At 44.6% G+C, this 12,500-nt stretch carries 13 protein-coding genes (1 of these 13 running past the window's edge); all 13 read right to left on the bottom strand.

What is annotated here, in order from left to right:
- Positions 1-614 carry the 5' portion of an ABC transporter ATP-binding protein gene (locus LG330_RS00065; protein ID WP_404406553.1) on the bottom strand. 283 nt of this gene lie to the left of the window's left edge, so 614 of the gene's 897 nt are visible here — the first part of the coding sequence; its start codon is at positions 612-614; its stop codon lies off the left edge, out of view.
- Positions 615-806 (bottom strand): PLD nuclease N-terminal domain-containing protein, encoded by a 192-nt coding sequence (locus LG330_RS00060; protein ID WP_404406551.1) that lies wholly within the window; start codon positions 804-806, stop codon positions 615-617.
- Complete coding sequence (locus LG330_RS00055; protein ID WP_404406549.1) at positions 794-1,015, bottom strand: hypothetical protein; 222 nt, start codon at positions 1,013-1,015, stop codon at positions 794-796. The genes LG330_RS00060 and LG330_RS00055 overlap by 13 nt, the downstream gene beginning before the upstream one ends.
- The gene (locus tag LG330_RS00050) at positions 1,008-1,295 is read right to left on the bottom strand and encodes a DUF5345 family protein (protein WP_404406547.1); all 288 of its coding nucleotides are present in this window, start codon (positions 1,293-1,295) and stop codon (positions 1,008-1,010) included. The genes LG330_RS00055 and LG330_RS00050 overlap by 8 nt, the downstream gene beginning before the upstream one ends.
- Positions 1,246-1,770 (bottom strand): sigma-70 family RNA polymerase sigma factor, encoded by a 525-nt coding sequence (locus tag LG330_RS00045; RefSeq protein WP_404406545.1) that lies wholly within the window; start codon positions 1,768-1,770, stop codon positions 1,246-1,248. The genes LG330_RS00050 and LG330_RS00045 overlap by 50 nt, the downstream gene beginning before the upstream one ends.
- Before the next feature lie 379 nt (positions 1,771-2,149).
- Positions 2,150-3,232, bottom strand: a complete 1,083-nt coding sequence (locus LG330_RS00040) for an HD-GYP domain-containing protein (protein WP_404406543.1) — start codon at positions 3,230-3,232, stop codon at positions 2,150-2,152.
- 93 nt (positions 3,233-3,325) lie between these two features.
- On the bottom strand, positions 3,326-5,842 hold the full coding sequence (gyrA, locus tag LG330_RS00035) for a DNA gyrase subunit A (protein ID WP_404406541.1): 2,517 nt from the start codon (positions 5,840-5,842) through the stop codon (positions 3,326-3,328).
- Between the two features lie 86 nt (positions 5,843-5,928).
- Complete coding sequence (gene gyrB / locus LG330_RS00030) at positions 5,929-7,866, bottom strand: DNA topoisomerase (ATP-hydrolyzing) subunit B (RefSeq protein WP_404406539.1); 1,938 nt, start codon at positions 7,864-7,866, stop codon at positions 5,929-5,931.
- Positions 7,867-7,887: 21 nt separating this feature from the next.
- Complete coding sequence (remB, locus tag LG330_RS00025; RefSeq protein ID WP_404406537.1) at positions 7,888-8,142, bottom strand: extracellular matrix regulator RemB; 255 nt, start codon at positions 8,140-8,142, stop codon at positions 7,888-7,890.
- Between the two features lie 6 nt (positions 8,143-8,148).
- On the bottom strand, positions 8,149-9,273 hold the full coding sequence (gene recF / locus LG330_RS00020; protein ID WP_404406535.1) for a DNA replication/repair protein RecF: 1,125 nt from the start codon (positions 9,271-9,273) through the stop codon (positions 8,149-8,151).
- A 4-nt stretch (positions 9,274-9,277) separates the two neighbouring features.
- Entirely contained in the window at positions 9,278-9,499 is a 222-nt protein-coding gene (gene yaaA / locus LG330_RS00015) for a S4 domain-containing protein YaaA (protein ID WP_404409675.1), read from the bottom strand.
- A 327-nt stretch (positions 9,500-9,826) separates the two neighbouring features.
- Positions 9,827-10,963: a DNA polymerase III subunit beta gene (dnaN, locus tag LG330_RS00010; protein ID WP_404406533.1), complete on the bottom strand. Its 1,137-nt coding sequence runs from the start codon at positions 10,961-10,963 to the stop codon at positions 9,827-9,829.
- A 190-nt stretch (positions 10,964-11,153) separates the two neighbouring features.
- Positions 11,154-12,500 (bottom strand): chromosomal replication initiator protein DnaA, encoded by a 1,347-nt coding sequence (dnaA, locus tag LG330_RS00005; RefSeq protein WP_404406531.1) that lies wholly within the window; start codon positions 12,498-12,500, stop codon positions 11,154-11,156.

The raw sequence follows: 12,500 nt of genomic DNA, 5'->3' as shown, positions 1-12,500 counted from the left end.
ACTTTCTTTCCATTATTCATCATCAGTACGTCATCGCATAACACCTGGGCATCATGCAGCACGTGCGTGGAATAGAGAATGGTCATTTCTTTTTTCAGTTCTTTCAATAGCGTCATGACTTCTTTTCTTCCTGCAGGATCAAGTGCAGAGACAGGCTCATCAAGCAGCAGGATTTTCGGGCTGTGAATGAGTGCCTGCGCAATGCCGAGCCGCTGCTTCATTCCACCTGAAAACCCGCCGATTTTTTTACTTGCATGTTCTAAAAGTCCAACTCTCTCAAGCAGTTCATCTGCTTTTACGCTCGTTTCCTGTTTTGATTTCTTTCCAAGCCTCCCTGCTAATACGAGATATTCCTTTGCAGTCATCCAGTTAAAAAAAGAAGGATACTGAGGCAGAAATCCGATTTGCTGTCTTTGATCAGCGACCGGTTCTTCAAATTCGATGCTGCCGTCAGTCGGGGTGGATAAACCGCTGATCATATGAAGCGCAGTCGTTTTCCCGGCCCCGTTTGGTCCAACGAGCGCTGTTGTTCTGCCGGGTGTCAGGCTGAAAGACAGCTGATCGACCGCTGTGAATGAACCGAATGTTTTTGTCAGATTTTTTACTGTAATCATTTACGTATCCCTTCTGCCGAACACGAAATACAAAATTGGTCCGATCAGGTTAATAAAAATAATAATGAGTGCCCAGACCCATTTTGGCCCGTTGACTGCCGGGCGTTTAAATAAGTCCACTAATGCGAGTACAGCTAACACGATATTAATAAATGCCAGTGGTGCAATAATGGCAAAGTTTAATTCATCCATTTTTCTTCTCTCCTTTTTTGTAAATATGACTTCAACACCCGCGACCAAAGCAGGTAAAATAAAAGCGGCATCGGTGTCTGAATCATGCCCCAGATTCCCCAGAACCATTTGGCATGGCCCCTTTTTCTGGCATCAGTAAATAAAAACGTACTTTGCGCGATTAACAGGCAGACTAGAAGGATTAAAATAATTGGATTGACTTCATTCATGCTGCTTCACCCTGCTTTTTCTTACATATAAGACAATACCTGCAACAACTAAGAATAGAAGCTGGCCTGCTGCATATAAAACCGGCTCATTGATCAGCACTAATACGGTTATTGATACGATTAGTAATGCAGCGATTAAAAATATAATCAGTTCTTTTTTCTGGCGCTGTCTGATTTCTGTGATCATCAGGTTAAAGGATTCACGTGACGGCGGGGATTTTTCCAGCCTGTCAAATGCCTGAAGACCTTTGATCAGCTTTTCTTCCGTTTTGTTTCTCATCTTCTCCCAGCTCCTTTCTTAAGTTTGTCATGGCATGATGCAATCTGGATTTGATTGTTCCGATTGATACACCGCAGATATGTGCAATTTCTTCGTAAGAGTAGCCATACGTATATTTCAAAATGACAGGGATCCGGTGATGATCCTTTAACGTACGAAGCGCTTCAGCGACCTCAATACCCAGCTCATCACCAAGATGCCATTCAAGCTGCTGCCTGTTTAGATAGGCCTGCTCACGCTTTTTCCTGCGTTTTTTATCAAGCCACAAATTCGTTGCGATCTGAATCATCCACGTTGAAAAGGAGGCTTTCTCCGGACGGTACTGTGAGAAGCGTTCAATACAGCGGATCACTGTATCCTGCGCCAGGTCTTCTGCTTCAGCCGGGTGCAATGTCAGTTTAACGAGATAGGCATATAAAAATGAATAATTCTCATGCAGCCATTCACTTAGCTGCTCCGTGCGATCCCTGCTCATACCGCCCCTCCTTTCCTTGTATGTATTGGTTATACGTTTAAGCCGGGCTATTTGTTCAAATGAAATGAAAACTTTTTTAATCGCAGTCCCTTTCCGTGGAGGGCTGCGCTTTCAAATATAACTTCACAGTCAAAAAAGTTTGAGTATATTTTGAAAAACAGAGATTAACCTTTCTTAATATCTTATTACGAAAGGCCATAAGTGTAATTCCACAGCTGATGATCGGGGCGTAAGGCGGTGACTCCTGTGGCAGGAAGGGACGTGTGAGACCGTACATGGCGAAGCCTGTGGGCTCACCGCCCGGCCACGGAAAGCATCTGCCTGAAGCCCCGATCATCAGCCATCTTTCAGAAAAACCATACAAAAAAGGCTATTTCAATTAAGAAATAACCTGTTCAATGTATAGCTTTCTCTCTTTTGCCAGATCAATGATATCCTCTGAGCCGGCTGCTTTAACCATTGGACGAAGCAGATACTGCGGCTGGGTGAAGATGACTTCTGCTGATCTTTCATCAGATAAGATCACGCGGGTACCTGTAGCAAGACCGCCGACCATCTCCTGAAGGGCTTTTAACAGGGCAATATCAAACTTACCCATTTCATCCTCCCAGATCACTTCAAGCGCCTTAAATGGTGATTTTTTTGCGCGATACAGCCGTTCTGAAGTCATCGCATGGAATACATCGGCAAGTGCAAGCACCTGTGAAGCCTTTGAAATGTCATCTCCCCTGCTGCCTTTTGGATAGCCGCTCCCATCCAGACGTTCATGGTGCTGTAAGATGGCTGCTTTCATTTCATTCTTTAATAACGGACTTTCCATAATGTACTGATAGCTGTACAGAGGATGCTTACGGATTTCAATAGCTTCCTCCTGGGTGAGGGCACCTGATTTTTTCAGAATAGACAGCGGCATTTTAGCCATACCCGCATCTGTTAAGATCCCTGCAACGGCCAGCTGAATACACCCACCCTGATCATAGCCCGCTTTTTCAGCTAACAGATAGCTGATAATCGCTGTAGAAACAGAGTGATGTGCAATATAGTTTTTCGCTTCTGACCAGCGATGCAGCTGATAGATAACATTCTTATTTTTGGCGACCTGGCGCAGCAGCGGCATCAATCTGCTTTTCAGTGCAACAATATCAAGCTTACCACCTGACTGCCACGCATTGAAAACCCCGTTGTAATAGCTGATCAGTTCCATATACTGCTTTTTAAGCGGCGGCTCTTCTGCTAAAGCAGGAGTCCCGGTCTCTGATTCGCGCACAGGTTCAGCCTCTACCTTACTGTCGTCTGTAAGCTTTGAAAAAACCTCAACCTGCTGGATATTAAACGCTTTTAACGCCTCAATATGTATACTGGAAATTTCAGTTCCTTTCTTTACGATCGGATTTGTTGTCAGACCCATTACATCTTCTGCTATGCGGCAGCCTTCCGTTAAGTCATACACACTTACTCTCACCGACATACACCTCCTGACTTCTAGTTCTTTTTAATCATTTTATCATATAAAAAAAAGAAAGCAGGGGTTTTTTTCCTGCTTTCTGCTTAAAAATTATTCTTCAGTATCTGTTTCAGAAACGGCCGGTTCTGCATCAGTTGCTTCATGGCCTTCCATTTCTTCCAGTTCTTCATCAAGCTCTTCTTCTTTTTCAATACGTGTGACAGTTGCTACATGTTCGTCTTCTCCAAGACGGATCAGCTTCACACCCTGCGTACTTCTGCCGGTTTGGGACACGCCTGACACATCCATACGGATCAGTACACCATGAGCTGTAATCAGCATGATGTCTTCTTCACCTGTGACAGCCTTTACTGACACCAGGCGACCGTTTTTCTCTGTGATGTTACACGTTTTGATCCCTTTACCGCCTCTTGACTGAACGCGGTATTCGTCTTCAGGCGTACGTTTGCCGTAGCCATTTTCAGTAACAACGAGAATATCGTTACCTTTTTCGAGAATTTCCATCCCTACGACAATATCGTCTTCATTCAGTCTGATACCGCGCACACCGCCTGCAGTACGACCCATTGATCTGATATCTGTTTCCGGGAAGCGGATCATCAGACCATTTTTCGTACCAATGATGATTTCACGGTTACCGTCTGTATATTTTACAGAAATTAGTTCGTCATCATCACGGAGGTTGATTGCGATCAGTCCGTTGTTACGGATATTAGCGAAGTCTGTTGCAGGTGTACGTTTAGATACACCACGCTTTGTCGTAAAGAAGAAGTATGAATTCTCATCAAATTCTTCTACACGGATCATTGCGTTTACGACTTCATCTTTATCCACTTCAAGCAGGTTCACAAGCGGTAAACCTTTTGCTGTACGGCTGTATTCAGGAATTTCGTACCCTTTCGTACGGTACACTTTTCCTTTATTCGTAAAGAACAGAATGGTGTCATGAGTTGAAGTTGTCAGCAGGTGCTCAACGAAATCATCGTCATTCGTACCCATTCCCTGGATTCCTCTTCCGCCGCGCTTTTGTGTACGGTACGTTGAAGCAGGAAGACGCTTAATGTAGCCGTTATGTGTAAGGGTTACAATCAGATTCTCCTGTGGAATCAGGTCTTCATCCTCAATCATTTCCGCTCCGCCGACTGTAATTTCAGTACGGCGCTTATCGTTAAAGCGTTCTTTCAGTTCAAGCAGCTCTTCACGGATGATTTCAAGCACGCGCGATTCATTGGCAAGAATTTCTTTCAGGTCTTTAATTAATGAAACAAGTCCCTGGTATTCTTCCTCAATTTTGTCACGCTCAAGTCCAGTCAGACGCTGAAGACGCATATCAAGAATTGCCTGTGCCTGCTTATCAGACAGACTGAACTGAGTCATCAGTCCTTCACGGGCAATATCAGTCGTTTCAGATCCACGGATCAGGGCAATGATTTCATCAATATGATCAAGTGCGATGCGCAGACCTTCTAAAATATGCGCACGTGCTTCCGCTTTACGCAGTTCAAATTCAGTTCTGCGGCGGATCACGACTTTCTGATGCTCTAAGTAATGATGAAGGGCTTCCTTCAGATTCAATACCTTCGGATGACCGTCAACAAGTGCGAGCATATTAATACCAAAGCTTGTCTGAAGTGCTGTCTGCTTATAAAGGTTATTTAAAAGTACGTTTGCATTTGCATCACGGCGCACTTCAATCACAATACGCATACCGTTACGGTCAGACTCATCACGAAGATCAGTAATCCCGTCAATTTTCTTATCACGCACAAGCTCAGCGATTTTTTCAATCAGCTTCGCTTTGTTGACCTGATAAGGCAGCTCATGAACAAGAATCGTCTCACGTCCATTTGCTTTCTGCTCAATTTCAACTTTCGCACGCTGAACCACTGAACCGCGTCCTGTTTCATAAGCACGACGGATACCGCTGCGGCCAAGAATCAGTGCGCCTGTCGGGAAATCAGGTCCCGGGATATATTCCATCAGGTCGCCAATTGTGATTTCAGGATGCTCACTGAATGCAAGCAGACCATCAATGACTTCACCAAGCTGATGCGGTGGAATGTTTGTTGCCATTCCGACTGCGATACCGCTTGAACCGTTGACAAGAAGGTTCGGGAAACGTGATGGTAAAACGATCGGCTCACGCTCAGATCCATCATAGTTATCACGGTAATCAATTGTATCTTTATTAATATCACGAAGAATTTCCATAGAAATCTTCGACATTCTTGCTTCTGTATAACGCATTGCAGCTGCTGCGTCACCATCGACAGAACCGAAGTTCCCGTGGCCGTCAACGAGCATGTAACGATAACTGAAATCCTGCGCCATACGCACCATTGTGTCATATACAGCAGAGTCACCGTGCGGGTGATACTTACCGATTACTTCACCGACGATACGGGCGGATTTTTTATATGCTTTATCAGACGTCATCCCAAGGTCATTCATCGCATACAGGATACGACGGTGAACCGGTTTTAAGCCGTCTCTTACGTCAGGAAGGGCACGTGACACGATCACGCTCATTGCGTAATCCATAAATGAGGTACGCATTTCCTGACTGATATTGATTTCATGAACATTCGAACTCGGCGTTTCAGCCATAACAGAAAAACCTCCTATTCCAGCAATTACTCTGTTCTAAACTATAAGAAGGGATAGGACAGCCTATCCCTCCGCATGTATAAAAGTTATACGTCCAGATTTTTCACGTAGGCAGCGTTTTCTTCGATAAACATTCTTCGTGGTTCTACTTTGTCACCCATCAGAATTTCAAAGGTTTCGTCTGCTTCAATCGCATCTTCAAGACTGACCTGAAGCATTGTACGTGATTCAGGGTCCATTGTTGTTTCCCACAGTTGAGTAGGGTTCATCTCTCCAAGACCCTTATAGCGTTGAAGCCCGGGCTTTGGTGTAGGAGACATTTCTGAAAGAACACGATTCATTTCACGCTCAGTATAGGCATAACGGATTGTTTTACCCTGCGTGATTTTGTAAAGTGGCGGCTGGGCAATATAGATATAGCCTGCCTCAATGATCGGACGCATATAGCGGTATAGGAATGTCAGCAGGAGCGTACGGATGTGCGCACCGTCGACATCGGCATCTGTCATGATGACAACTTTATGATAACGGGCTTTTGAAATGTCAAAGTCCTCGCCGATTCCTGTTCCAAGTGCCGTAATGATGGCACGGATTTCATTATTCGATAAAATTTTATCCAGACGCGCTTTTTCAACGTTAATGATCTTCCCGCGCAGTGGCAGGATCGCCTGGAAGTGTCGGTCACGGCCCTGCTTGGCTGAACCGCCGGCAGAGTCACCCTCAACCACGTAGATTTCACTGATATGAGGATCTCTTGAAGAACAGTCAGCAAGCTTACCAGGCAGACTCGATACTTCAAGCGCACTCTTTCTGCGCGTCAGCTCACGTGCTTTTTTCGCTGCAAGGCGGGCACGTGCTGCCATTGACCCTTTATCAACGATCTGACGGGCAACCTGAGGATTTTCCATCATGAACTTTGTAAAGTGCTCTGAGAACAGTTGGTCTGTAATCGTTCTTGCCTCTGAGTTACCAAGCTTTGTCTTCGTCTGACCTTCAAATTGAGGATCAGGGTGCTTGATTGATACAATAGCTGTCAGACCTTCACGCACATCTTCACCTGAAAGGTTGCCATCAGCATCCTTCAGCAGGTTATTTCGCGTCGCATAGTTATTAATCACACGTGTAAGGGCTGTTCTGAAACCTGATTCATGCGTTCCGCCCTCGTATGTGTTGATGTTATTGGCAAAAGAATAAATGTTACTTGCAAAGCCCTGGTTGTACTGCATGGAGATTTCGATTGAGATGCCGTCTTTTTCACCTTCAATAAATACAGGCTCCGGATGAATCACTTCTTTTGAACGGTTTAAGTGCTCTACATATGACTTAATCCCGCCTTCATAGTGAAAATGCTTGACGATATTATTGCCGTCTTCATCCTGCGCGCGCTGATCTTCTATTTCAAGTGCAAGTCCGCGGTTTAAGAAAGCAAGCTCTCTCACGCGGTTTGCAAGCGTATCAAAATCATACTCAGTTGTTTCAGTGAAAATCTCAGGATCCGCTTTAAAGCGTGTAATGGTTCCCGTGTGGTCAGTTTCATCAATCACTTTCAGGTCAAACTGGGGAACCCCCTGTCTGTAAACCTGGTTATAGACTTTGCCATCACGGTGTACATATACCTGAAGCTCTTCAGATAATGCGTTAACGACCGAAGCCCCTACGCCGTGAAGTCCGCCCGAAACCTTATATCCGCCACCACCGAATTTACCTCCGGCGTGCAGCACAGTCATGATGACTTCGACAGCCGGGCGGCCCATTTTTTCATGGTTACCAACCGGAATTCCACGTCCATTATCTTCAACTTCGATCCAGTTATCTTCTGTAATTCTGATTGAAATTTTGTCACAGTGGCCTGCTAGTGCCTCATCAATACTATTATCAACGATTTCCCACACCAGGTGGTGGAGTCCTCTTGCAGCAGTCGATCCAATATACATACCCGGACGCTTTCTTACTGCTTCAAGACCTTCAAGTACCTGTATCTGATTCTCATCATAGGCCTGGATGTTTGTATCTTCAGTTGCCACGCGATTCACCTGCACTTTCTATTACTTACGGCCTAAGGGCCTGCTCATTTTTTCCGCTCTTTTTTTCAAGGTTGCTGAAGACAATGGTGATAAATAAACTTTGAAATCTGTGATGACAATTGATTTACAGGCTGACTGACAAAGATCAACGATGCCGTTTTCGTTATCTTTCATGAACTGCTCCATAATGAGCGAGTCATCTGCTGCCTGTACATCCATGATCGCCACGATATCATTCATTCTGACCATTGCGTCTTCCCCGATATGCACATACATCTAGGGTCAGCCCCCTTCAGTTTTTTTCATCACACCGTTCTCGACGATAAATGTCGTCGCCTCATTCAGTGTCTGATGGTCAATCCCTTCAACGCTGGTTGTTGTCACAAAGGTCTGGACTTTACCCTGGATCGTATTCAATAAATGGGACTGTCTGTAATCATCCAGTTCCGAGAGTACGTCATCCAGAAGCAAAATCGGGTACTCACCAATCTCCGCATGGATCAATTCAATCTCGGCTAATTTGATTGAAAGCGCGGTTGTCCGCTGCTGACCCTGCGAGCCGAATGTCTGGACATCATGACCGTTTACTAAAAACTGAAGATCATCACGGTGAGGTCCGGCCAAAGTAACGCCGCGATCAATTTCCCGCTGACGGATTGATTCCAGCTTTTCACGAAAAACTGCCTCAACTTCCTTCAGCTGTTGATCCGCTGTTACCTGCACAGACGGCTTGTACACCACTTCAAGTGTTTCAAGCCCGCGTGAGATCCCTTTATGAATGGGTTCTGCCCATTCCTGCAAAAGCTTTAAATATTGAAAACGGCGCACGACAATTTTAGCAGCCATCTCAACAAACTGGTCAGTCAATACATCAAGCATTGTCTGATCTGTCTGCTTTCTTGCCTGCAGCTGTTTCAGGTAGTGATTACGCTGAAGCAGAATCTTCTGGTAAAGGCTGCTGTCATGTAAATAGACAGCCGACACCTGACCAATCTCCATATCAATAAAACGACGCCTTACTTGAGGGCTCCCCTTTACAAGGTGGAGATCTTCGGGCGCAAACATGACTACATTCATATGGCCGACATAGCGGCTGAGTTTTGATTGTTCAAGGTGATTGACTTTTGCTTTCTTCCCTTTTTTGGAAATCACAAGTTCCATAGGAAGTGCTCCGTGCTGCTTCATCACTCTACCTTCTATTTTAGCATACTCTTCATCCCATTGTATTAAATCTTTATCATTTGACGTTCTGTGCGACTTTGCCATCGCCAGGACATAAATGGACTCCATGACGTTTGTCTTGCCCTGCGCGTTTTCTCCGAGGATTACGTTGACATTGTTATCAAACTTTAACGTCAGCCCATCGTAATTCCTGTATTGCGTAAGCGTAAGCTGCTCAATGTGCATTTGGTTACCCTTCCGATTTTACTTGATACTTGCCTACTTCCGGGATGTAGATCTCATCTCCGTCACGGAGCTTGCGTCCTCTGCGCTGATCCTGCTCATCATTAATGAACACATCATGCTCTCCAAGGAACCATTTTGCCATTCCCCCGCTCTGGATCACATTCGCTAATTTCAGGAATTGACCAAGCGTTATATGTTCAGTCTGAATCGTAATTTTTTCAGTCATCTTCATCACTTCTTTCCACATTGACTTATCCTTCTATTTTACCTCAAATACCCCCTGAAAACAAAAGATACCTCAGGCTTTAAAAAGCGCGAAAACCGGACTCCTGCCTGAGGAATCCGGCTGCTTTGATTATTGTTCAGCTTAATCAAATCCATTATGTTACTTGCACAGCTGATGATTGTAGCGTAAGGCGGCGACTCCTGCTTAAAAAACGATCGTGAGAGACCCCGGAAGGCAGTGGTTTTCTGCCTGAGGAGGCTTGAGCGTTCGTCCGCGGAAAGCGTCCGCCTGAAGCTGCGATTATCAGCCAACTTTATAAAGCTTTATTTAGTAAGTTCTCACAGGTGTGATCAGCTGCAGAATTGAATCATCACCAGTCGGGCGGAGCACAAACGGTCTCATCGCACCCGTAAATTGAATATTCGTCTCAGCACCTTCAAGTACCTTCAGTGCATCCATCATATATTTCGCACTGAACGAAATCGTCAGCTCTTCCCCAGTCGTTGCATCACTCTGCACTTCTTCCACAACTTTCCCGATCTCAGGTGTGTTAGATGAAATCTGAACGGCACCCTCTGCGCTGATGTTAAGCTTAACCACATTATTTCTTTCCTCTCTTGCTAAAAGAGATGCACGGTCAATCGCCTGAAGGAAATCCTTTCCACCGATTGTCATCTCTGTTTTGCTTTCAGAAGGAACAAGACGTGACGTATCAGGATAGTTCCCTTCGAGCAGGCGTGAGAAGAATAATACATGCTTCGCACGGAACAGCACCTGATTTTCAGTCATCACAATCTCAGTCTCATCAGCAGTATCATCAAGGATCTTATTCAGCTCATTTAAGCTCTTCCCTGGAATCACTGCTTTATAAGGCTCGCCATTACCACCATTGATCGGTGCTTTACGCATTGCCAGGCGGTGGCTGTCTGTTGCAACACAGTTCAGCATCCCGTCTTCAACCGTCCAGTTTACACCTGTCAAGATAGGGCGTGTTTCTGAGGCGGACACTGCAAAAACAGTCTGTCTGATCATTGTCTTTAAAAGGTTTGTCGGGATTTTCAGTACACTGTCTTCCTCAATTTCAGGAAGTCTTGGATACTCAGAAACATCCTGACCGTTCAGGTTAAACTCTGATTTGCCGGAGCGGATCACAGTCTGAAGGTGTGAATGGACTTCAATTTCAACTGTATCAAGCGGCAGCTTTTTAACAATGCTTTCAAAAAACTTTGCCTGAAGGACGATCCCGCCAGTCTGTTCAACATGAACGATCTCTTTGCCATCCTCTTCTTTAGGAATAAAGGATTCAATTGAAATATCTGAGTCACTGCCAGTCAGAGTAATACCTTCATCGTGTGCAGTAATCTTAATACCACTTAAAATCGGAATTGCCGTTCTTGATGATACTGCCTTGATGACATCATTGACGCCATCAACGAGTCGATCACGCTGGATCTGAAATTTCATGTGATATAGCCTCCAACTCTTCGCATTCTGCTGCGAGTTATATAATATATTATTTTTTTAAATAAATAGTAATAGTACTAGTAGGTGCTGTGGATATGTGGATAAGCCTGTTAATGAATGGCTGTGCAGGTTTTCCACATGTGAATAAAATGTGTTCAGACATGTACCCGGCATCCACAGTTGTCCACACTTATTTCTGCAATATAGATTTGATTTCTTTTATTTCATGCTTAAGAGAATCGTCTTCTCCAAGCAATCTGGAGATTTTTTCGTGCGCATGAATAACAGTTGTATGATCCCGTCCGCCAAACTCTTCACCAATTTTCGGTAAAGAGAAATCAGTCAGTTCCCTTGAGAGATACATCGCAATTTGGCGTGGGAAAGCAACTGTCTTCGTTCTTTTCTTCGCTTTAAAGTCTTCAAGCTTTACGCTGAAATGCTCTCCGACCGTTTTTTGAATATCCATAATCGTGATCACCCTAGGCTTCGAGCTCGGCATGATATCCTTCAGTGCCTCTGCTGTCAGATCCGCATTAATGTCTTTGCTCACTAATGATGAATAGGCAACGACCCGGATCAATGCGCCTTCAAGCTCACGAATATTTGAATCTATCTGATTCGCAATATAAAGCATGGCTTCGTTTGGAATATCCAGACCTTCAGCTTTTGCTTTTTTGCGTAAAATGGCAATTCTCGTCTCCAGATCAGGCGGCGTGATATCTGTAATCAGTCCCCACTCAAAACGGGAGCGCAGCCTGTCTTCAAGTGTTGGAATTTCTTTTGGTGGGCGGTCACTGGAGATGACAATTTGCTTGCTCTCCTCGTGCAGTGTATTAAAAGTATGGAAAAATTCCTCTTGCGTCTGTTCTTTTCCGGCCAGGAATTGAATATCATCTATTAAGAGTACATCTACATTCCGGTATTTGTTGCGAAAATCGACCGCTTTATTGTCACGGATTGAATTAATGAACTCATTCGTAAATTTCTCAGAAGATAAATAAACAACCTTTGCATTCGGATTATGCTCAAGTACATAATGACCGATCGCATGCATCAGGTGGGTTTTACCAAGTCCAACGCCCCCATAGATAAACAGCGGGTTATAGGCTTTTGCAGGTGCTTCAGCTACTGCAAGTGATGCAGCATGCGCAAACCGGTTACCGGATCCGATGACAAACGTATCAAATGTATACTTCGGATTCAGCATGCTCTTAGACCATTCCTGCTGATCATCATCAACAACAGGCTTTTTAGGCGGCGTGGCAAAATCAAGATCATCATCATTCTGATTTTGAGGAATAATGAACTTAATGCGGAGCTCTTCCCCGGTCACTTCTTTTAAAACACCGGAGATCAACTGCGTGTAATTTCCTTCAAGCCAGTCACGCGCAAACTCATTTGGTGCGGTAACAGTTAATAAATCGCGCTGGAGCGAAAATGCCTTCGTTGATTTCAGCCACGTTTCAAAGCTTGGCTTACTTACTTTTTTCTCCATATCATCTAACGCGCGATTCCACAAATCCGTGATGTTTTCCAA

The sequence above is a fragment of the Jeotgalibacillus malaysiensis genome, assembly GCF_044789845.1.
Taxonomy (GTDB): domain Bacteria; phylum Bacillota; class Bacilli; order Bacillales; family Jeotgalibacillaceae; genus Jeotgalibacillus; species Jeotgalibacillus malaysiensis_A.
Note: the sequence above shows the minus strand (reverse complement) of the source record. Positions and strands in the feature narration are given on the sequence as shown.

Coding starts and splice junctions, on each gene's coding strand:
- LG330_RS00045 (WP_404406545.1), bottom strand. CDS start 1,770: ATGAGCAGGGATCGCACGGAGCAGCTAAGTGAATGGCTGCATGAGAAT.
- dnaN (WP_404406533.1), bottom strand. CDS start 10,963: ATGAAATTTCAGATCCAGCGTGATCGACTCGTTGATGGCGTCAATGAT.
- LG330_RS00060 (WP_404406551.1), bottom strand. CDS start 806: ATGGATGAATTAAACTTTGCCATTATTGCACCACTGGCATTTATTAAT.
- LG330_RS00055 (WP_404406549.1), bottom strand. CDS start 1,015: ATGAATGAAGTCAATCCAATTATTTTAATCCTTCTAGTCTGCCTGTTA.
- recF (WP_404406535.1), bottom strand. CDS start 9,273: ATGCACATTGAGCAGCTTACGCTTACGCAATACAGGAATTACGATGGG.
- remB (WP_404406537.1), bottom strand. CDS start 8,142: ATGTATGTGCATATCGGGGAAGACGCAATGGTCAGAATGAATGATATC.
- gyrA (WP_404406541.1), bottom strand. CDS start 5,842: ATGGCTGAAACGCCGAGTTCGAATGTTCATGAAATCAATATCAGTCAG.
- yaaA (WP_404409675.1), bottom strand. CDS start 9,499: ATGACTGAAAAAATTACGATTCAGACTGAACATATAACGCTTGGTCAA.
- LG330_RS00050 (WP_404406547.1), bottom strand. CDS start 1,295: ATGAGAAACAAAACGGAAGAAAAGCTGATCAAAGGTCTTCAGGCATTT.